This window comes from Pseudomonas sp. MM213 (genome assembly GCF_020423045.1).
Taxonomy (GTDB): Bacteria; Pseudomonadota; Gammaproteobacteria; order Pseudomonadales; family Pseudomonadaceae; genus Aquipseudomonas; species Aquipseudomonas migulae.
The window spans coordinates 248,065-268,111 of sequence record NZ_CP081943.1 but is presented as its reverse complement, the minus strand read 5'-3'; the positions used below and the strand labels follow the sequence as shown (position 1 = coordinate 268,111).

General features: G+C 61.6%; 21 protein-coding genes and 1 pseudogene. 12 read left to right on the top strand and 10 right to left on the bottom strand.

Annotation, left to right across the window (positions count from 1 at the left end):
* Window positions 1–636 precede the first annotated feature (636 nt).
* Both pdxH and norR read right to left on the bottom strand, forming a co-directional pair.
* A complete protein-coding gene (pdxH, locus tag K5R88_RS01385) occupies window positions 637–1,284 on the bottom strand; it encodes a pyridoxamine 5'-phosphate oxidase (protein WP_223453073.1) in 648 nt (215 codons plus the stop codon).
* Window positions 1,285–1,362: 78 nt separating this feature from the next.
* Complete coding sequence (norR, locus tag K5R88_RS01380) at window positions 1,363–2,892, bottom strand: nitric oxide reductase transcriptional regulator NorR (protein ID WP_223453072.1); 1,530 nt, start codon at window positions 2,890–2,892, stop codon at window positions 1,363–1,365.
* A 155-nt stretch (window positions 2,893–3,047) separates the two neighbouring features.
* Between norR and ytfE the strand changes: the two genes are divergently transcribed.
* On the top strand, window positions 3,048–3,722 hold the full coding sequence (gene ytfE / locus K5R88_RS01375; protein ID WP_008029646.1) for an iron-sulfur cluster repair protein YtfE: 675 nt from the start codon (window positions 3,048–3,050) through the stop codon (window positions 3,720–3,722).
* Window positions 3,723–3,830: 108 nt separating this feature from the next.
* On the opposite strand, the gene K5R88_RS01370 is transcribed toward ytfE, so the two are convergent.
* Both K5R88_RS01370 and K5R88_RS01365 read right to left on the bottom strand, forming a co-directional pair.
* Window positions 3,831–4,268, bottom strand: coding sequence for a CopD family copper resistance protein (locus K5R88_RS01370; protein WP_226300301.1), 438 nt, complete (start codon window positions 4,266–4,268; stop codon window positions 3,831–3,833).
* Between the two features lie 28 nt (window positions 4,269–4,296).
* Entirely contained in the window at window positions 4,297–5,487 is a 1,191-nt protein-coding gene (locus K5R88_RS01365) for an NnrS family protein (protein ID WP_226299019.1), read from the bottom strand.
* Between the two features lie 470 nt (window positions 5,488–5,957).
* On the opposite strand from K5R88_RS01365, the gene K5R88_RS01360 reads away from it, so the two are divergent.
* Window positions 5,958–6,641, top strand: coding sequence for a Crp/Fnr family transcriptional regulator (locus tag K5R88_RS01360; RefSeq protein WP_008029654.1), 684 nt, complete (start codon window positions 5,958–5,960; stop codon window positions 6,639–6,641).
* A gap of 5 nt (window positions 6,642–6,646) precedes the next feature.
* Window positions 6,647–6,829 (top strand): protein DnrP, encoded by a 183-nt coding sequence (locus tag K5R88_RS01355; RefSeq protein ID WP_226300300.1) that lies wholly within the window; start codon window positions 6,647–6,649, stop codon window positions 6,827–6,829.
* Between the two features lie 8 nt (window positions 6,830–6,837).
* Here the strand turns inward: K5R88_RS01355 and K5R88_RS01350 are convergent, their stop codons facing one another.
* From K5R88_RS01350 to K5R88_RS01325, 6 genes are all read right to left on the bottom strand, one after another.
* A complete protein-coding gene (locus tag K5R88_RS01350; RefSeq protein ID WP_226299018.1) occupies window positions 6,838–8,679 on the bottom strand; it encodes a nitric oxide reductase activation protein NorD in 1,842 nt (613 codons plus the stop codon).
* Window positions 8,680–8,757: 78 nt separating this feature from the next.
* Complete coding sequence (locus tag K5R88_RS01345) at window positions 8,758–10,185, bottom strand: cbb3-type cytochrome c oxidase subunit I (RefSeq protein ID WP_008029660.1); 1,428 nt, start codon at window positions 10,183–10,185, stop codon at window positions 8,758–8,760.
* 3 nt (window positions 10,186–10,188) lie between these two features.
* Window positions 10,189–10,629 carry a c-type cytochrome gene (locus K5R88_RS01340; RefSeq protein ID WP_008029662.1) on the bottom strand — a complete coding sequence of 147 codons (441 nt, stop codon included), beginning with the start codon at window positions 10,627–10,629 and terminating at the stop codon, window positions 10,189–10,191.
* Between the two features lie 942 nt (window positions 10,630–11,571).
* Window positions 11,572–11,829 carry a cytochrome C oxidase subunit IV family protein gene (locus tag K5R88_RS01335; RefSeq protein WP_008043677.1) on the bottom strand — a complete coding sequence of 86 codons (258 nt, stop codon included), beginning with the start codon at window positions 11,827–11,829 and terminating at the stop codon, window positions 11,572–11,574.
* A gap of 10 nt (window positions 11,830–11,839) precedes the next feature.
* Window positions 11,840–12,427 (bottom strand): cytochrome c oxidase subunit 3 family protein, encoded by a 588-nt coding sequence (locus K5R88_RS01330; protein WP_223413824.1) that lies wholly within the window; start codon window positions 12,425–12,427, stop codon window positions 11,840–11,842.
* Window positions 12,411–13,214, bottom strand: coding sequence for a CbbQ/NirQ/NorQ/GpvN family protein (locus tag K5R88_RS01325; RefSeq protein WP_008043675.1), 804 nt, complete (start codon window positions 13,212–13,214; stop codon window positions 12,411–12,413). Before K5R88_RS01325 ends, K5R88_RS01330 begins: the two co-directional genes overlap by 17 nt.
* 313 nt (window positions 13,215–13,527) lie before the next feature.
* On the opposite strand from K5R88_RS01325, the gene nirS reads away from it, so the two are divergent.
* The 9 genes and pseudogenes from nirS (at window position 13,528) to nirJ (ending at window position 20,043) form a co-directional block, all read left to right on the top strand.
* A complete protein-coding gene (gene nirS, locus K5R88_RS01320) occupies window positions 13,528–15,096 on the top strand; it encodes a nitrite reductase (protein WP_223413864.1) in 1,569 nt (522 codons plus the stop codon).
* Between the two features lie 24 nt (window positions 15,097–15,120).
* On the top strand, window positions 15,121–15,435 hold the full coding sequence (locus K5R88_RS01315) for a c-type cytochrome (protein WP_008043673.1): 315 nt from the start codon (window positions 15,121–15,123) through the stop codon (window positions 15,433–15,435).
* Between the two features lie 16 nt (window positions 15,436–15,451).
* Window positions 15,452–15,778 carry a c-type cytochrome gene (locus K5R88_RS01310; RefSeq protein WP_226299017.1) on the top strand — a complete coding sequence of 109 codons (327 nt, stop codon included), beginning with the start codon at window positions 15,452–15,454 and terminating at the stop codon, window positions 15,776–15,778.
* Window positions 15,775–16,953 (top strand): cytochrome D1 domain-containing protein, encoded by a 1,179-nt coding sequence (locus tag K5R88_RS01305; RefSeq protein WP_226299016.1) that lies wholly within the window; start codon window positions 15,775–15,777, stop codon window positions 16,951–16,953. The genes K5R88_RS01310 and K5R88_RS01305 overlap by 4 nt, the downstream gene beginning before the upstream one ends.
* 1 nt (window position 16,954) lies before the next feature.
* Window positions 16,955–17,413: an Lrp/AsnC family transcriptional regulator gene (locus tag K5R88_RS01300; protein WP_226299015.1), complete on the top strand. Its 459-nt coding sequence runs from the start codon at window positions 16,955–16,957 to the stop codon at window positions 17,411–17,413.
* Window positions 17,410–17,925: a siroheme decarboxylase subunit beta gene (ahbB, locus tag K5R88_RS01295; RefSeq protein WP_226299014.1), complete on the top strand. Its 516-nt coding sequence runs from the start codon at window positions 17,410–17,412 to the stop codon at window positions 17,923–17,925. The genes K5R88_RS01300 and ahbB (K5R88_RS01295) overlap by 4 nt, the downstream gene beginning before the upstream one ends.
* Window positions 17,918–18,361, top strand: coding sequence for an Lrp/AsnC family transcriptional regulator (locus K5R88_RS01290; protein WP_008034421.1), 444 nt, complete (start codon window positions 17,918–17,920; stop codon window positions 18,359–18,361). The genes ahbB (K5R88_RS01295) and K5R88_RS01290 overlap by 8 nt, the downstream gene beginning before the upstream one ends.
* Window positions 18,336–18,838 (top strand): annotated as a pseudogene (gene ahbB / locus K5R88_RS30770) (siroheme decarboxylase subunit beta). The gene K5R88_RS01290 and the pseudogene ahbB (K5R88_RS30770) overlap by 26 nt, the downstream one beginning before the upstream one ends.
* 26 nt (window positions 18,839–18,864) lie before the next feature.
* Window positions 18,865–20,043, top strand: coding sequence for a heme d1 biosynthesis radical SAM protein NirJ (gene nirJ / locus K5R88_RS01280; RefSeq protein ID WP_226299013.1), 1,179 nt, complete (start codon window positions 18,865–18,867; stop codon window positions 20,041–20,043).
* Window positions 20,044–20,047 lie beyond the last annotated feature (4 nt).

The window sequence follows — 20,047 nt, the reverse complement described above, 5'->3', positions numbered from 1 at the left end:
AATCAAAAGCGCACGCCGATCCCTGTAGGAGCCGGCTTGCCGGCGAAAAACGTCCGAACAACGCGTTTATTCAGACAGCCCGCGTTATCGTTGACGTCCATCGCCAGCAAGCTGGCTCCTACAAGGGAAGTGCATATGTGTTTGGATAAATACGATCCCCTGTAGGAGCCGGCTTGCTGCGGGCGGCGTTCCGACGATGGCGGTGGGTCAGTCACGTATGTATGGGCTGGACGGACGCTATCGCCAGCAAGCCGGCTCCTACAGGGGATTGGTGTACATGTCCGGAATGAGTGAACGCAGCAAAGAGCCAGGTCGGCTTTCAGGCCGCCTCGGCGGCTGTGGCGGTAGTCGCCCCCTCGAGAGGCCGAGCGCAGGTTCTGCGCAGTGGGCAACCCGGCATGGATGCCGGGTTAGCCGCCCCCGGCCATGGATGGCCGATGGCGGCGGGCCCACGGAGCAGGACCGGAACGAGGGCATGCCGAGCATTAGCGAGCCACCGAACGAAAGGGGCAAGAGCCCTTTGGTTACTTTGGGGCTTTTCCAAAGTGACTCGCCGTAAGGGCGAAACCAATAGCCGCCATCACCGAAGAAACGGATATACACACCAACAAAGCCCCCCACCATTTCCCATCAGACTCAAGGCGCCAAACGGCTCCGTTTCCAGACACCCTCATGCAAGCGATAGTCAATACGGTCATGCAACCGGTCCGCACGCCCCTGCCAAAACTCCAGGCGCTCAGGATGCAGGCAGTACCCACCCCATTGCTCAGGTCTCGACACAGTCTGCCCGACGAAGCGTTTGATCGTGTCAGCCAACAGCAATTCAAGCGCTGCCCTACTCGCCAGCGGACGGCTTTGCGGTGAAGCCCAGGCACCGAGACGACTGGCCATGGACCGGGAATCAAAGTACTCATCCGACAACGCCGGATCCAGCCTCGAGACGCGACCTTCGATTCGCACCTGCCGCTCCAGCCCCGGCCAGAAAAACGTCATGGCGGCATAGGGATTGGCGGCCAGTTGCTGCCCCTTGTCACTCTGGTAATGACCGAAGAACGTAAACCCTTCCTCGCTCAAGCCCTTGAGCAACAGGACACGACAGTGCGGCCGCCCTTCGCTGTCGACCGTCGCCAGCATCATGCTATTGGCTTCGACAGGCGCGCTCTCGGTGTCGCGGGCCAGTTGCAGCCATTGGCGAAACATCACCAAAGGGTCATCCAGCGCATGCTCGTCCTGCAAACCATACAGGGTGTAGTTGCGGCGCATTTGGGCCAGGGAAAGCGGCATGACAGTGATCTCCGGAAGGTTTTGCTCAGTGTGCGAGGCACTGCACCAACCGACCTTGACCGCCATCAACAGTGTCGATTACTTGAGCCGCAGACGCCGCGCCAGTTTGTGCAAATTGCTCGGATCGACTTCCAGAATCCGCGCCGCGCTGGCCCAGTTTTCCCCGGACAGGCTCAGGGCCTGGAGAATTTTCTTGCGTTGATAATCGTCGACGGCTTCACCCAGCGGCTGGAATGGCAGATCAGCCGGAGCGGCGTCGCAAGGCTCAGTAACAACCTGCGGTGCGCTCGGAGCACTGTCGAGATCAAGAATCTCGGGCTCCAGCGTCATGATCAACGCACGACTGCTGCCGCGACTGAGCTGCTTCAAGGCGGCACGACTGATCACATGCTCCAGCTCGCGCACGTTGCCCGGCCAGGTATACGCCAGCAACGCGCGTTCCGCCGCCGGCGACAGACGCAAGCCACGCAGGCCGAGCCGCGCCCGATTGAGCTCAAGGAAATGCCCGGCCAGCATCAACACGTCATTGCCGCGTTCGCGCAACGACGGGATCGGCACCGGGTACACCGAGAGCCGGTGATACAGATCGGCCCGAAACAGGCCATCGCGAATGCTGTCCGGCAGGTGCCGATTGGTGGCGGCGATGATGCGCACATCGACATGCAGCGGCTTGTCCGCGCCCAGGCGCTGGATCTCGCCGTTCTGCAAGGTGCGCAGCAATTTCGCTTGCACACTCAATGGCAACTCACCGACTTCATCGAGGAACAGCGTGCCACCGTTGGCCGCATCGAAGCGCCCGGCACGGTCACCCGTGGCGCCAGAGAAGGCGCCTTTGACGTGTCCGAACAATTCACTTTCCGCCAACGACTCGGGCAGGGCCGCGCAGTTGACCTGAATCAGCGGCTTGTGGCTGCGCCGCGACAGACGATGCAAGCGCCGGGCGAACAGTTCTTTGCCAACGCCGGTTTCGCCCAGCAGCAACACCGGCAGATCGGAGTCGGCCAACACGTCCAGCTCATTGAGTAGCTGATGCAACACCTCACTCTGCCCGAGGATCTCGCCCTCCTCGACCGGCATTCGCAAATCCTGAGGATCGCTGCGGGACAGGCGCAAGCTGCGGTTTTCCTGTTCCAGGCGAGTGACCCGTACGGCTGCTTCGATCTGCAAGGTGCAGCGCTTGAGCTCCTCCCGTGCGCGGCTGTCGAAGGTTCCGGCGTGCAGCGCATCAAGGGTGATCGCGCCCCAGATCCGCCCCTCGACATACAGGCTCACGCCCATGCAGTCATGCACCGGCAGCGGTTCGCCGATGTGGTTGTCGAGCAATCCGTCGTAAGGATCCGGCAGGCGACTGTCGGGCTCGAACCAGACGGGTTCGCGCGAGGCCATGATCGCCGCCAGCCGGGGATGCTGGGCAATGACGAACCGGCGCCCCAACGCTTCATGCACCAGCCCCACCGTCGCCACGGGCCTGAGGCTGTCGTCATCCAGACGCAATAAACCCACCGCGCCACTGTTGAAGTATTGGCGCAGGGTCTGGACCAGTCGTTGCAACCGTACGGCATTGGGCAACTCGACAATCAGGTCGGCCGCCAGGCTTTCACGCAGCATGGTTTTAATTACCCTCTATGGTGGGATTCACCCTAATGCGTCAGGGTGCGCATCACCACAACTAAAAATAAATTCATATTTATCAATCAGTTAAATATGGCATGCCGGATGCAACAAGCCAGGGGAACCGTTGAAACCCAAGCAAGGAAACCCTGATGAGCCAGACCCTACTGGAACAAAGCCTCGGCCAACTGGCCTGCGACATTCCCGGCGCCACCCGAATCTTTCACAACTTCAAACTGGACTTCTGTTGCGGCGGGCATAAAAGCCTGCGGGAAGCGGCCCTTGGCAAAGACCTCGATCCGCTGCTGATTGCCGATGCCCTGGAAACCCTGCAAGACACCGGCGAAACCCAGCACGACTGGCGCACCGAAACGTCCGAGGCGTTGATTGCCCACCTCCTGACGCGCTACCACGCCCGCCACCGCGAGCAACTGCCGGAACTGATCCGCCTGGCCCGACGCGTCGAGCAAGTGCACGGGGCGCGCAGCACCTGTCCCAACGGCCTGGCCGATCTGCTGAGCGACATGCAGCAAGAACTCGAAGGCCACATGCTCAAGGAAGAACAAGTGCTCTTCCCGATGCTGCAACAAGGCATCGGCCCGCAGGCCGCACCGCCGATCCAGGTGCTGCGTTTCGAACATGATCAACATGGCGAAGCGCTGGAACAGATGCTCGCCCTGACCCACCACATCACTCCGCCGGCGGATGCCTGCAACACCTGGCGCGCACTCTATCGCGGGTTGCTGGAATTCAAGGACGACCTGATGCAACACATTCACCTGGAAAACAACGTGCTGTTCATCAACGCCCTGAACCCACACCACTGATCACACTTTTCGCGAGCAGGCTCGCTCCCACAGGGATCAACATTCCCCTGTGGGAGCGGGCTTGCTCGCGAATGGCGCCACCTCAGAACTACCGGTGTTCCAGCGCCATCAGCCGTGCCAATAGAACATCGCCTTGGCCAGGATCACGATCAACACCATGTGCCCGAGGATGCTGCGGCGAATCCAGGTCGCGCGGGTCGTGGACAGCCGCGCGCTTTTCAGCCAATACGCCAGCAGCAGGTAATGGCCGATGATGCTCAGGGCCAGGATGATTTTCAGGCTCAGCAAAGTGCCAAAACTGCTGGCCAGCGGCTGGCTCAAAACACCGCGGTGTTGCCAGGCGAGCGCGATGCCGGCGCCATACAACAGCAACACCACACCGTGCAGCACCTTGCGCGAGCGCACGGCAATCGCCTGATCCGCCGTCACTCGCGCCGCTTCTGCCAGCGGCTGGCGGGCGCGGTGCCAGATCACCACTTCGAAAAACAGCGTGCCGATGAAGGCGATGGCTGCCAGCAAATGCGTAATCAACAAAAAGGGATACATCATCGCCCGCCTCCATTCTTTGGCCTGCTCATCCCGGATGACCGTCGACCCGGGCCCGCAGCAGCATCGGCCCATAACGCCAGGCGTACAGCGCAAACGCCAGCGTCCAGCACAGACCGGCCAGCCACAGCGCCGGCAAAGGGAAAAACACAATCAACACGACCCGACTCAGACACGCCAGGTTGAGCAAAATGAACGCCAAGGTCATGCCCGACGGTGGCTCCAGCGCACGGCCGGTATGCCCGAGCGTTACCCGCGCGATCATCGCCAGCACCAGACCGCCCATGGCGCCGATTGTCAGGCAATGCACTGCCAGGCTCGGGTTCAGCGGTACGCCGAAATGCCACAGCGCCATGCCGAGACAAGCCACCGCCAGCCAGCCGTAAGCCAGGTGCAGCGACCACAACAACGGCACGCGCCACAGGCCGCGATCTTGCCAGCGCACCAGGCGCACCAGATGCCCAGCCCCCAGCATCGCGAACAACAAACCTACCCAGACATTGGCGTTGAGCGCAGGGCCGACGGCATACAGCAACGCCACCAGTGGCGAGCCAATCAGCAGCAGCCAATCCAGCCATGGCCAAGGGGCAACAGCGTCAACCCGGCCGAGGCCGCGCTGGGTGAAGAACGGAATCACGCGCCCGCCGATCAACCCCATCATGGCCGCCACCAGCCAGATGCCGGTCAGCACGCCCTGACGCTGCCAGCCTTCATGACCTGCGACCAGCCCCGACACGGACAACCCGTCGGCCCCGGCCAGCAACAGCAGGACCACCACAATCGGGTAGTTACGCTTTTGCCGCACCTTCCACAACGTGAAGCCCATCAACGCCGCCACCGCCAGCGGGAACGCCATTTCCAGCACCACCAGCAGCGGCCACGGGGCATTGACCAGCCACGCCACGCGCGCCGCCAACCACAGCAGCGCCAGCGCGGCCAACGGTTTGCCGCTGAGGCCGGGGCGACTGGTCCAGGTCTGTACGGCCGTCAGCAGGAAGCCCGCAATAATCGCCAGCCCGAACCCGAACAGCAATTCATGCCGATGCCAGCCCAGCCAACCACCGGCCGGCTGCCACGCGGACAACGAACCACTGAAGGCTGCCAGCCAAAGCGGGATGACCAGCACGGCCAACAGGCCGCCCGCGAGGAAGAACGGCCGAAAGGCCAGACGTAACAGCGGCGCGATGGCCATCGCTTTACGGCGGTCAAGCACTTGCATAAAGCCACTCCTCTACCTTGTTGCTGACCTGGCGCCAACCAGCGCGCGAGGTAATTCCGGGTGCAATCATCGGGTATTGCCGAGCAATTGCCTTTGTCGCAGATCAAGTGTGCAAGGGCCGTGCCCCCGCTCCAGATCAACGGCTGGCGGCACTTCCTAGCTGTAACGGTAGCTGATGCAGGGTAAAAATGACCATTTGAAGGTTGTTTTTACCCTAAATGCATGGGTCTTTTTTACCCTGTCCGTCTACAACCCCAATAAACAAAGGCCTTCAGGCATGGCCCGCGTTTTGCTCAAGCCTCGGGAACTCAAAGCAAACTCGATCCCGGGAGTCCTCATGAAAAAAGTCGTCCAGCCACTGGCCTGGTTTGTGGTGTTGACCTCCGTCCTGGCGGTAGCCAGCGGCATCTCCCTGGGCCTTGTCTGATTCTTGATCGCAAGCCACTCCTCAACCTTCAGGATGAATTCCCATGGTGCTTCATCGCGTCCATCACCAGATTCTGCGCAGTCATCACTTGTTCGAGCCGTTGAATGAAGAACAGCTGGATGAATTGATGAGTACCAGCCAACTGCTGAGCATCGACAAAGGCGAGCCGTTGTTCCGTCAGGGCGAGCCGGCCGATTCGTTTTATTTCGTGATTGCCGGGGCGGTGAAGATCTACCGCCTGACACCCGACGGGCAGGAAAAAGTATTCGAGGTTCTCAGCGATCGGCAAACCTTCGCCGAAGCGATGATGCTGATGGACACCCCCAACTATGTGGCCTCGGCCGAAGCGGTCTGCCCTACCCAGCTCTACCGGTTATCCAACAGCACCTACATGCGCTTGCTGCAGAACAACAGCCGGCTGACTTTCGCGCTGCTGGGCAAGCTCTGCGTTCGCCTGCACCAGCGGGTCAACGAAATCGAAACCCTGTCACTGAAAAACGCCACTCACCGGGTCGTGCGCTATCTGCTGACGCAACTGGTGCGCCAGCAAACCATCGACAGTCAATTCGAACTGCCGATGGCCAAGCAACTGATTGCCGGGCACCTGTCGATCCAGCCGGAGACGTTTTCGCGCATCATCCGCCGCCTGATCGATGAAAAAATCATTACCCAGGACGGCCGCCAGATCGCCATTCTTGATCGTCCACGCCTGGAACAGTTCGAGTGAGCGCCATGCCCGTCTGCCTGTATTGCCAACACGTCAACCCATCCAAAGAAACCGAATGCCGCCACTGCGGCATGCCCCTGCCGGCGCTGGCCGAACGCGCCGGGGAGCGTCGGCAGCATCGGTTCATGTGGTTCTGCATCGGCCTGACGATCTTTTGCGTGGCGATGTTTTTCTGGCTGCCGCGCTGAAGCCAGGGTCAAGGCTGGGTCAACTGGCGATACAACTGCGGTAAGCGCAAAGGCAGTTGTTCGGGCTGGCGGATCAAGGTGTAGCCATTGGCGCCGAACATGTACGGCAAGTAATCCCCGGCCTCGCGATCAATCGTGATGCAGAACGGCGTCAACCCCTGGCGCCGCGCCTCCCGCACCGCCTCGCGGGTGTCTTCGACACCGTAGCGGCCCTCATACAAATCCAGATCATTCGGTTTGCCGTCGGTCAGCAGCAGCAACAATTTGCTGCGTCGTTTGCTGGTGCCCAGCAGTTTGGTGGCCTGGCGAATGGCGGCGCCCATGCGTGTGTAATAACCCGGCTTGAGCCCCTGGATGCGACCTCGGGTGTTGTCGTCATAACGCTGGGTGAACGACTTGAGTTCCTGCATGCGCACTTGCTGGCGACGCAATGAGGAAAACCCGTACAGGGCAAAATCATCACCCAGCACCGACAGGGTTTCGCCGAACAGCAGCAAGCTGTCGCGGATGACGTCGATGACACGATGTTCATCGTTGAGATGGGCGTCGGTGGACATCGACACATCGGCCAGCAGCAGGCACGCGAGGTCGCGGCGGGTCTGGCGTTGTTCCATGAACAAACCCCGTTCGGCGCACTCGCCATGCTCGCGTTCAACGTGAAAATCCAGCCAGGCCTGCATGTCCAGTTCAGAGCCCTGGGGTTGCTGGCGTAACCACTGGCGGTCGTTGCGCAGGTGCTCGAACTGACGACGCAAACGTCGCGCCGAAGCATTGAGTCGTGGCGGCAACGGCTGCGCTTCACAGTCGCGCGGCACCATCATTTGCAGATTGACGAAGCTGTCCTGCATCCGTTGCTTGCGATAGTCCCACTCCGGCAACTTGATGCCCTCGCCCAAGGGAATATCGTCGACATCGGCCGGCGGCAGATCCAGGTGCAGCTTGAGGCCACCGCCCTTGCGCAGACGGGTGCGCGACAGCGTCAGTTCGTCCAGGTCATCGGCGACCCGGGCGGCGTCCGGGTCTTCGCTGTCGTCCGACCAGCGATCCAGATCCACGTGTTCGGTCCAACTGAACAGGTTCTCCAGGCGCACCACCAACAGCCCGCCATCACGGGTACTTTCATCGATCCGCGTGGCACGTTTGCGTCCGCTTTTCTGTTCTCCGGGTGGCGTGGTCAACGACTCTTCGGATTCATCGCCCAGATCGGCTGCCTGCGCGCTGGCGAAATTTTGCGGCGGGTACAACCACAATGGCAGCGGCCAGGCTGCACGTTCGCTACGAGGAAAATGCTCGACACTGCCCGGCTCACGCAACGCCTGGCATAACGCCCGTTCCAGCGCGGCTTCGCTGCGGTTCAACGAGGCCGGATCCGGGCGTAATTGCAGATGCGCATCGACCAGGCGTTGATAGCGGACGCGCAACGCAGGGAAGCGCTGCAACAGCTGTTGCGTCCAGCGCTGATTGTCCCGCCCCCAGTGACGCATCGGCCCGGCCTGCGCCGCCAGCAGCGCGAGCCAACGATAGAGCTCCTCGTTCAGAGCAACGTCAGGAAACACCGCCAGGCTCGACGGCAGCCGTAGATTTGCGTCGTCGCACCACGCCAACGGCACTTGTTTGCAAGTGCCGGCGATCTGCTGCAACACGTTGCGCCGCAGCAGCAGATCGCGGTCGCTGGCGGCTTCGACGCCGACACCGTTGGCACCGCCCATGGCGCGAAACAACAGCGCCAGCGGGCGTTGCTGGCTGATCAGCTCAACGCGTGCCTCGGGGAAATCCGCGCTGGCGCGCCGGGTGATGAAACGGTGCCAGACACTGCCGACCCACTCTTCCAGTTCAACGGTAAAGGCCATGGTAGTTGCCCTTTTTTCAAAGCAAAAAAACGGCCCGCTGTCTCAGCCGGGCCGACCTTTTCTAGCCGTTATGCAGGCTCATGACGGAACCACGGCAGCCGGGGCGCGCAAAGCGGCGCGGCCACGTTGCTTGAAGCTGAACAAGTAGCAGAGCAACCCGGCGAAGAAACCCACACCGGAACCCAGGCGGGCCCAGAACAGCACTTGCAAATGTTCGACCGTGGACATGAAGGGCAACGCGATTCCGTCGGCCTGCCAGCGTTGCAGGTAGACCTGCACGACACCCGCAGCGGTGAGGAACAATGTGATCATCACCATCGACAGGGTCATCAACCAGAAGCCCCAGATCTCCAGCGTCTGCGAGCGCTCGTCGCCGGCTTCACCCAAGCCGCGCAAGCGTGGCATGGCGTAGCTGATCAAGGTCATCACGATCATCGCGTAAGCGCCGTAGAAGGCCAGGTGACCGTGAGCCGCCGTCAGTTGCGAACCGTGGGTGTAGAAGTTGACCGGGGCCAACGTGTGCAGAAAACCCCAGACGCCCGCACCGAAGAACGCCGTGACCGTGGTGCCCTTGGCCCACAGCGTGGCCGCACGATTCGGGTGTTGCCGACGACGGTTCTTCACCATGCTGAACGCGAAGATCACCATGGCCAGGAATGGCAGCGGTTCCATGGCGGAGAAGATCGAGCCGACCCACAACCAGACCTCGGGCGCACCGATCCAGAAGAAGTGGTGACCGGTGCCGATGATCCCGGTAATCAGCGCCATGGCGATGATCACGTACAGCCATTTTTCCACGACTTCCCGGTCTACCCCGGTGATCTTGATCAGCACGAAGGCGAGCATCGAACCCATGATCAATTCCCACACGCCTTCCACCCAAAGGTGCACCACCCACCACCAGTAAAACTTGTCACGGGCGAGGTTGCCGGGGTTGTAGAAGGAGAACAGGAAGAACACCGCGAGCCCGATCAACCCGGTCATCATCACCATGCTGACGGTGGTCTTGCGACCTTTGAGCAGGGTCATGCCGATGTTGTAGAGGAAGCCCAGGCACACCACCACGATGCCCATCTTGGTGATGGTCGGCTGCTCGAGAAACTCCCGGCCCATGGTCGGCAGCAACTCGTTGTGGGTCAGCCTGGCCAGGCCCGCATAAGGCACCAGCAGGTAGCCCAGGATCGTCAGCACACCGGCGGCGGCGAACACCCAGAACAGGAGGATCGCCAGTTTCGGGCTGTGCAGCTCTCGGTCGGCTTCTTCCGGGATCAGGTAGTAGGCCGCGCCCATGAAGCCGAACAGCAGCCAGACAATCAGCAGGTTGGTGTGCACCATCCGCGCCACGTTGAACGGAATGATCGGGAACAGAAAGTCGCCGATCACGTATTGCAGGCCCATGATCAAACCGAACAGCACCTGACCGAGGAACAGGATCAGGGCAAACACGAAGTACGGTTTGGCCACGGCTTGCGAGGCGAATTTCAGATGTGGATTGGCAATGCTCATTGCTCAGCCCTCCTTGTTTGGCGGCCAGCCATTGGTGTTGATGTTCGAGCTCCATTTGAGGAACTCGGCGATGTCATCCACCTCCTGGTCACTCAATTTGAACTGAGGCATCGCGCGCCGGCCCGGTACGCCCAGCGGCTGCATTTTCATCCAGGCATGCAGGAAAGGTTTGAAGCCCTGCTCCCCGCCGCGCCGCTGAAAGACGTTGCCCAGCTCAGGCGCAAAGTAGGCGCCCTCGCCCAGCAGCGTGTGGCAGCCGATGCAGTTGTTTTGCTCCCAGACTGTTTTGCCGCGAATCACTGATTCGGTTAACTGCGCTTCGTTACTGCGCACCGGGAAGGTCTGTTCCGTGTGGTAGGTCAAGGCCAGGAATACCAGGAAGAAGAAGATGCTTCCCCCGAAGTAGATGTTCCTGGCCATGCCTTTGGTGAAGGTCTCTGACATGGTCGCTTCCTCTTTGCTTGGCCCGTCCATGATAGGAAGCGAAGGGTTGAAACCTGCTTGATGGCGATCAAGAAACTCCGATGGTTTTGCTCGGGTATTGCCGATGGCGCAGATCGAATGCGGGAGCGTTTTTGTGTCAGGTGGTTTGTTTTTTTGAAGGGGGGGGGCATATCCGTTTTTGCGGTGATGGCTGGTATTGGTTTCGCCCTTACGGCGAGTCACTTTCGAAAAGCGCGAAAGTAACCAAAGCGCTTTTGCCCCTTTCGTTCGGTGCCTCGCCTAGGCTCGCCATGCCCTCGCTCCGGTCCTGCTCCGTGGGCCCGCCGCCATCGGCCATCCATGGCCGGGGGCGGCTAACCCGGCATCCATGCCGGGTTGCCCACTGCGCAGAACCTCCACTCGGCCTCTCGAGGGGGCGACTACCGCCACAGCCGCCGAGGCGGCCTGAAAGCCGACCTGGCTCTTCAGTTGTCCGCGTTGTCCTTCTTTGATGTGTTCACTCATTCCGGACATGTACACCGCTCCCCTGTAGGAGCCGGCTTGCTGGCGATGGCGTCTGCCCAGCCAATACATACGCTAACTGACCCACCGCTATCGCCAGCAAGCCGGCTCCTACAGGGATCGGCGTACGCTTTTGACTTTCACCACTCATCAGGCCGAGCGTTAGCTCGCCTTCAGCTTTTGATCTGAGCGCCCCCTCGAGAGGCCGAGTGGAGGTTCTGCGCAGTGGGCAACCCGGCATGGATGCCGGGTTAGCCGCCCCCGGCCAGGGATGGCCGATGGCGGCGGGCCCACGGAGCAGGACCGGAGCGAGGGCATGCCGAGCCTAGGCGAGGCACCGAACGAAAGGGGCAAGAGCCCTTGGTTACTTGGGGCTTTTCCAAGTGACTCGCCGTAAGGGCGAAACCAATAGCCGCCATCACCACAGAAACGGATATGTACTCAATCAACCACCACCAACATCCCCCCCACAACCACCGCCAACACCAACGCCCAACTCACCAACAACCGACGCCACAATCGCGGCGCATGGCGCATTTCCATAAAGCCATCAGTAATCAACCAGGCCTTGACGACCGCCACCAGCAAAATGGCCACGGACAACACCCCTGTCGCACCCGACTGCGCCAGCAACACAGTGCTTACGCTCAGCGTGGCCAGCGCTGCCCAGCAGACAAACAAGAACCTGGAAGCAGACATGAAAACCTCATCAACCCAGCACGTAAACCAGCGGAAACAACACCACCCAGATCAGATCAACCATGTGCCAATACAACACGCCGGATTCAAATCCGCTGCGATTACTGGCGTCGTACAACCCACGACGGCAACGCTCGGCCAGCCATCCGAGGATGAACATGCCAAGCAACACATGAAGAAAATGAAACCCGGTGAGGATCCAGTACAGCGTGAAAAACGTGTTGTGCTCCATCCCCAGCCCCGAGCCCAGCAAGTGTCGGTACTCGGTGACTTTCAACACCACATAGACACTGGCGACGAACAACGCGGCCAACAGCCAGACAGCACCGTGGCGAGGCCGTGAGCGCCTGACTTGCGCCTGCGCCAGCGCCGCGAACAGCCCGGCGGTCAGCAGGCTCAGGGTCATCGCCAGACCGGTCGACGTGTTCAGCAACAGACGGCTTTCGCTGAACAGCTGCGGCTTGAGCGCCTGGGTCACGGCGAACGCCAGAATCAGAATGGCAAACACCGACAGCTCGGCGAGAATGAAAAACCACATCGCCAGATCGCCCGGCAAATGCCTGGGCGCGACGCCGCCGGGCTCAACCGAAGTGGACATCAACCACGTCCATCAGCGCCGCAACGGTCAGCGGATCGTCGCTCAATGGTTCAGCCAGGCAGGCCATGCACGCCTCACGCGGGCTCATGCCGGCGCGGATCATTCGTGCGGTGAAAATCAGCAACCGCGTCGAAGCGACTTCCTCCAGATCATGCTGATCGAGCCGGCGTAGCGCCTGCCCCAGCCTGACCACTTGCGCTGCCAGCGCGCTGTCCACCTGAGCCTCGCGGGCAACAATGCGCTCCTCATCGGCCACCGGCGGGTAATCGAAACGCATCGCCACGAAGCGTTGTCGGGTACTGGGTTTCATGCCTTTGAGCAGGTTCTGGTAACCGGGGTTGTAGGACACCACCAGCATGAAGGACGGCGGCGCCTGCAACACCTCGCCGGTGCGCTCCAGGAACAACTCGCGACGATCGTCGGCCAGCGGATGCAACACCACCACGGTGTCCTGGCGCGCCTCGACCACTTCGTCGAGATAACAGATGCCGCCTTCACGCACAGCGCGGGTCAGCGGTCCGTCCTGCCACCAGGTGCCCTGGGCACCGATCAGATGGCGACCGATCAAGTCAGCCGCGCTCAGGTCGTCGTGGCACGCCACGGTGTACAGCGGCAAGTTCAACCGATGCGCCATGTGCTGGACGAAACGGGTTTTGCCGCAACCGGTCGGCCCCTTGATCAGCACCGGCATGCCGTGTTGCCAGGCCTGCTCGAACAGCGCCTCCTCATTGTTGAGCGGTTGGTAGAAGGGTTCGGCCTTGTGTTCGCCAGACGGGAGATGGTCCATGGGGCACCTGATTCAACAACAGAATTGAGGGACACGCTACGGACCCCTGCGACAACCTGGCAAGTGACATGGCCGACAAACTTGATCGCCGTCAAGCGGGCATTGGCCTGCTCGGGCATAGCCTTGCAGCGCACTAAGAACCTGCGTCCTGCGCTGTCGTTCCAGCGCATCGCAAAGGTCTTGCCTGAGGAGAAATGGAATGCTGATCAGCAATAGAAAAACGTTTGCTCTGACCGTCGCCACCCTGTGTTCGACACTGGCCTTTGCGGTGTCTCACGCAGCCAGAGCCAACGAGCCCGCCGCCTCACCGCCCATGGTCAAAACCGCTGGCGCTCCCGACATGAGCCGGGCCGAGTTCGATTCATCCAAGGAAATCTACTTCCAGCGCTGCGCCGGCTGTCACGGCGTGCTGCGCAAAGGGGCGACCGGCAAGCCGCTGACCCCGGACATCACCCAGTCACGCGGGCAACCGTTCCTGGAGGCCTTGATTACCTACGGTTCACCGGCAGGCATGCCGAACTGGGGGACATCAAATGCCCTGACCAAGGAGCAAATCACGGCCATGGCGAAGTTCGTTCAGCACACGCCGCCGACACCACCGGAATGGGGCATGGCCGAGACGCTGAAAACCTGGAAGGTGCTGGTCAAACCCGAGGATCGTCCGAAAAAACAACTGAGCAAACTTGACCTGCCCAACCTGTTTTCGGTGACGTTGCGCGATGACGGCAAGATTGCCCTGATCGACGGCGACAGCAAGAAAATCGTCAAGCTGATCGAGACCGGTTATGCGGTGCACATCTCGCGGATCTCCGCCTCGGGCCGCTACTTGCTGGTGATTGGCCGCGACGCCCGGATCGACATGATCGACCTGTGGCCGGTGGAGCCGACCAAGGTCGCCGAAGTCAAAGTGGGTATCGAAGCGCGCTCGGTCGAGACCTCCAAATTCAAGGGCTACGAAGACAAGTACACCATCGCCGGTTCCTATTGGCCGCCGCAGTTCACCATCATGGACGGCGAAACCCTGGAGCCGAAGCAGATCGTCTCGACACGCGGCATGACCGTCGACAAGCAGGAATATCACCCTGAGCCGAGGGTCGCGGCGATCATTGCGTCCCACGAATGGCCGGAGTTCATCGTCAACGTCAAGGAAACCGGCAAGGTCATGCTGGTCAATTACCAGGACATCAAGAACCTCACCGTCACCTCCATCGACGCCGCGCCGTTCCTGCATGACGGCGGTTGGGACAGCACGCACCGCTACTTCATGACCGCCGCCAACAACTCCAACAAAGTCGCCGTGATCGACTCCAAGGAGCGCAAGTTGACCGCGCTCGTGGACGTCGGCAAAACCCCGCACCCTGGGCGCGGCGCCAACTTCGACCACCCGACCTACGGGCCGGTCTGGGCCACCAGCCACCTGGGCGACGAAGGCATCTCGCTGATCGGCACCGACCCGGTCAAACACGCGCAATACGCCTGGAAACAGGTCGCCTCGATCAAGGGCCAGGGCGGTGGATCGCTGTTCATCAAGACCCACCCCAACTCCCGTCACCTGTACGTCGACACCACCCTCAACCCGGACGCAAAACTCAGTCAGTCGGTGGCGGTGTTCAACATCGACAAGCTCGACGCCGGCTATACCGTGCTGCCCATCGCCGAATACGCGGGCATCAAGCAAGGGGCGATGCGCGTCGTGCAACCGGAATACAACAAGGCCGGCGATGAAGTCTGGTTCTCCGTGTGGAGCGGTCAGGCCGACGAATCGGCGCTGGTGGTGATCGACGATAAAACCCTGAAGCTCAAGTCAGTCATCAAGGACAAACGACTGATCACACCCACCGGAAAGTTCAACGTCTACAACACCCAACACGACATCTATTGAGCTCCATCAATGCAAGGAAACACCATGAAAAATACTCTGCTTTCACTGTTCGCCCTGACCGCTGCGCTGAGCGTGCAACCGGCCATGGCCCAGGACGCGCTGGAGCTGTTCAAAAGCAAACCCTGCGCCGCCTGCCACTCCATCGACACCAAACTGGTCGGCCCGGCACTCAAGGATGTAGCAGCCAAGAATGCGGGCGTAGCCGGGGCCGCGGACACCCTGGCCAGTCATATCAAAAACGGCACACAGGGCAATTGGGGACCGATGCCGATGCCGGCAAACCCGGTCACGGATGAGGAAGCGAAGATTCTCGCGACCTGGGTCCTGACACTCAAATAACCGCCTGGAGGGCGCCATGATGATTTATCGAAAGGCTCTGGTTCTGGCGGCCCTCCTCCTCATTTGCGCAACCACGGTTGCCGCGCCCGACGCCCAGCGTCAGGCGCAACTCGAACACCTGCTGGCCCAGGACTGCGGCGCCTGCCATGGGCTGCACATGACCGGCGGCCTCGGCCCCGAACTGACCCGCACAGCGCTGGCGGGCAAGTCCAGGGACAGCCTGATCGCCACCGTCACCCATGGCCGGCCCGGCACCGCGATGCCCGGTTGGGCCCCGCTGCTCAGCACCGCCGACATCCGTTGGCTGATCGATCTTCTTCTCCAGGGATATCCCGCACCATGATCCGTTCAATCCTGCTGTCAGCGGCGACCGGGCTGTTATTGTCCGCCTGCGCTCAGCCACCCTTGCGTGGCACCGGCGACTTGGGCGTGGTGGTGGAACGCGCCACCGGCAGCCTGCAAATCATCGAAAGCGACAACCGCACTTCGCTGGCCCGGCTCGAAGGGTTGGGCGACCTGTCCCACGCCTCGGTGGTGTTCTCCCGCGACCAGCGCTATGCCTATGTGTTCGGCCGCGACGGCGGTCTGAGCAAGATCGACCTGCTGACCCGACGCATCGATCACCGAGTGATCCAGGGCGGCAACAGCATCGGCGGCGCCATCAGTCAGGACGGCAAGCTGATCGCGGTCTCCAACTATGTGCCGGGCGGGGTCAAGGTTTTTGATGCGCAGACCTTACAGCTGGTGGCCGACATTCCCGCCACCCCGCTGGCCGATGGCAGCAAGCGTTCCCGTGTGGTCGGCCTGGTCGACGCGCCTGGCCAGCGTTTTGTGTTCAGCCTGTTCGACACCGGCGAGATCTGGACCCTGGATTTCAGCCAGGGTACCACCCCGCAGATCAGCCGCTTCACCGACATCGGCGAGCAACCCTACGACGCGCTGATCACCCCGGACGGGCGCTACTACATGGCCGGCCTGTTCGGCGAAGACGGCATGGCGCAACTCGACCTCTGGCATCCAGAGCGTGGGGTAAAGCGGGTGCTCGGTGATTACGGACGCGGCCAGGCAAAACTGCCGGTCTACAAAATGCCGCACCTTGAGGGCTGGGCCGTCGCCGACCATCAGGCCTTCGTCCCCGCTGTCGGTCGCCATCAAGTGTTGGTGATGGATTCGCGCACCTGGCAGCAGAGCGCCGTGATCCCCGTGGCCGGCCAACCGGTGTTCGTCACCTCGCGCCCGGACGGTCGGCAACTGTGGGTCAATTTCGCCTACCCGGACAACGATCGGGTCCAGGTGATCGACACCGAAACCCACGCCGTGGTCGCCGACCTGCGACCGGGCCCGGCGGTGCTGCACATGGAATTCACCGCGCGCGGCGATCAGCTGTGGCTGTCGTTACGCGACGGCAATCAGGTACAGATCTGGGACCCGTACAGCCTGAAACAGCTGAGCACCCTGCCGGCCACTGCACCGAGCGGCATCTTCTTCAGCAGCCGCGCACAAAAAATGGGCTATTGAAATGGACCTCGACCTGCTTGCCTGCCAACTGATCGATCGCTTCCAGCATGGCATGCCGCTGTGTCCGGAACCTTATCGTGAAATGGCCCAGGTGTTGGGTTGCAGCGAGTCGCAAGTGATCGCCTGCCTGCAACGCCTGGAACTGGCCGGGGCCTTGTCGCGGATCGGCCCGGTGTTCGACCACAGCCGTGCCGGCGCCAGCACCCTCGCCGCCCTCGCCGTGCCCGCCGAACGCCTGCATCAGGTCGCCGAGCGCGTCAGCCAGTACCCCGAGGTCAATCACAACTATGCGCGCGAGCATCACTACAACCTGTGGTTTGTGTTGACCGGGCCCGATCGCCAACACATCGAGCGCATTCTCGAAGAACTGGAGCACGACACCGGCCTCACCCCACTGGACCTGCCGATGTTGACCGCTTACCGCATCGACCTCGGCTTTGCCCTGGGAGAAAGCCGATGAAAGCGCCATTGAATCCCAAACAGGCACTGGCCCTGCGTCGGCACCTGGAAGGCGGGTTGCCGCTGGTCTCGCGTCCTTATCAGGCACTCGCCGAACGGGTCAACGCCGAGGAAAACCAGGTGCTCGCGCAAATGCACCAGTGGCACGAACAAGGGTTGTTCCGCCGGGTTGGCCTGGTGCTCAACCATCGCGCACTGGGCTTTACCGCCAACGCAATGCTGGTGCTGGACATTCCGGACGCGTTGATCGACGAAGTCGGCCAGCGCCTGGGGCGAGCGCCCGGCATCACCCTCTGCTATCAGCGGCCGCGACGCCTGCCTGACTGGCGATACAACCTGTTCTGCATGGTTCACGGTCGCCAACGCGATCAAGTCGCGGCGCACATTCAGGCGCTGCTCGAAGAACACCTGCTGAGCGACCTGCCCCACCAACTGCTGTTCAGCACCCACGCCTTCAAACAATGCGGCGGGCGCTTTGCGCCTTCATCAACAGGAGCCTCCGACCGTGGATGACCTCGACCGTCGACTGATCAACCGCTTGCAATTGGGCCTGCCGCTGGTGCGCCATCCCTGGAAAGTACTGGCCGCCGAACTGCAAAGCAGCAGCAGCGAACTGCTCGATCGGCTCCACGCACTGCTGGAAGACGGCGTACTCACGCGCTTCGGCCCGATGTTCGACATTGAACGGCTGGGCGGTGCCTTCACGCTCGCGGCGCTGGCGGTGCCGGAAGAACGCTTCGAAGACGTCGCCGAACAACTGCACGCCCTGCCGGAAGTGGCCCACAACTATCGACGCGAACACCCCTGGAACATGTGGTTTGTGCTCGGTTGCCCGACCGAACAAGGCATTGCCGAGACCCTGCAGCGCATTGAATCCCTGACCGGCTTGCCGCTGCTGAATCTGCCCAAAGAGGAGACCTACCATGTCGGTTTGTATTTCCCGGTCTGAAGACACCCTGGCCCATCGCCTGATCGAGCTGACCCAGACCGGCCTGCCCTTACTGGACGACCCTTGGGCCTGGCTCGCCGAGCAGCTGGACTTGAGCATCGAATCCACCCTGGACTTGCTCAAGCGCTTGCAGGCAGAGGGCGCCATCCGGCGCATCGCCGCCGTCCCCAACCACTATCGCCTGGGTTATCGCTACAACGGCATGACGGTCTGGGATGTGCGCGACGCCGACATGCCGCGCCTCGGTGCGCTGATCGGTGCGCAGCCCTTCGTCAGCCATTGCTATCGACGCCCGCGCCGTGAGGACTGGCGCTACAACCTGTTTGCCATGGTGCACGGTCGCAGCAGCGAGGAAATCGACAGCTACCGCGAACACCTGCGCTACTTGCTGGGCGATGCCTGTGCCGCCGACGAGATGCTGGTGAGCAGCCGCATCCTGAAAAAACCGGATTGCGCCTGCCACCCGCAACGCACTGAAGGCGCGCCGACTCAAGGAGAGTTGCATGTTAAGGATCAGCCAATACCTGCGTGCGCTGGCCGGCCAGGCGCCCGCCCCCAGAACCAGCCCACCGGGCAGCAACCGGCCGCCCGTGGTGATCTGGAACCTGCTGCGGCGCTGCAACCTGACTTGCAAACACTGCTACGCAACCTCGGCCGACAGCGTTTTTCGCGATGAACTGGATACGCCCGCCGCACTGAGCGTGATCGATGATCTGCGCGCTGCCGGGGTGAAGGTGCTCATCCTGTCCGGCGGTGAACCGCTGCTGCGCGATGATCTGTTTGTGCTCAGCGCCTATGCCCGCGCCAAGGGTTTCTTTGTTGCCTTGTCCACCAACGGCACGCTGATCGATGAGCACAACATCACGCAGATCCGTGCGGCGAATTTCGACTATGTCGGGATCAGCATCGATGGACTGGAAGCCACCCATGACGCCTTCCGCCAACTCAAGGGCAGTTTTGCCAGTTCCATGCGGGCGATCCGCCTTTGTCGCGAACAAGGTATTCGGGTCGGCCTGCGCACCACCCTGACCCAGGAAAACCATACGCAGCTTCCCCAATTGCTGGCGCTGATGCGCGAGTACGACGTGCAAAAGTTTTACCTGTCACACCTCAACTACAGCGGTCGCGGCAAACGCAGCCGCCAGCTCGACGCCCGGCAACAGATGAGCCGCGAGGCGATGACGCAGATTTTCGAACGCGCCTGGGAAGACATCGCGCAGGGTCGCGACAGCGATTTCGTCAGCGGCAACAACGATGCCGACGCAGTGCTGTTGCTGCAATGGGTGGGGCTGCATCTGCCCGAACATTACCCGCGACTGGAGCACATGCTGCGCGCCTGGGGCGGCAATGCCTCGGGCAGCGGCATCGCCAACATCGACAACACCGGCGAAGTGCACCCGGACACCTATTGGTGGCAGCACTCGGTGGGCAACGTGCGGCACACGCCGTTTCGCACGCTCTGGCTGGACCGGCCGGACACTTTGTTGCAACAGCTGCGGGCGCATCCGCGCGCCGTCGGCGGCCGCTGTGGCCAATGCCGCTGGCTGGACATCTGCAACGGCAACACCCGAACCCGCGCCTGGGCCGAAGGCGATCTGTGGGGGCAGGACCCCGGTTGCCACCTCAGCGATGAAGAAATCGGTGTGCCGCCCATCACGACAATCCCTTGCGTCATGCACTGAAGCA